The sequence below is a fragment of the Enterobacter sp. PTB genome (assembly GCF_051130085.1).
Classification (GTDB): Bacteria; Pseudomonadota; Gammaproteobacteria; order Enterobacterales; family Enterobacteriaceae; genus Enterobacter; species Enterobacter ludwigii.
The window spans coordinates 1-269 of record NZ_JBDKEE010000170.1 but is presented as its reverse complement, the minus strand read 5'-3'; the positions used below and the strand labels follow the sequence as shown (position 1 = coordinate 269).

Annotated in this window: 1 pseudogene; it reads left to right on the top strand. The window is 56.5% G+C overall.

What is annotated here, in order from left to right:
* Positions 1-206, top strand: a pseudogene (locus AAIR21_RS28120) (type VI secretion system contractile sheath large subunit); the annotation flags it as partial.
* Between the last annotated feature and the right edge of the window lie 63 nt (positions 207-269).

The following is a 269-nucleotide window of genomic DNA, read 5'->3' as shown; positions in this document are numbered from 1 at the left end:
TGAGCGGCCTGGTGACCGAGATGACCGATCCGGGCGATGCCCTGCAGGCGTCTCACCCGCTGCGCGAAGGCAAGGTTGTCGTGGAAGATATCGAGGATAACCCGGGCTTCTTCCGTGTGAAACTCTTTGCGGTCCCGCACTTCCAGGTGGAGGGGATGGATGTCAATCTTTCCCTGGTCAGCAAGATGCCGAAGGCCAAAGCATAACGGGTTGATGTCATGAAGATTTTTCGTCCGTTATGGAATGAGGGGGTGTTACTGTCCCCTCAG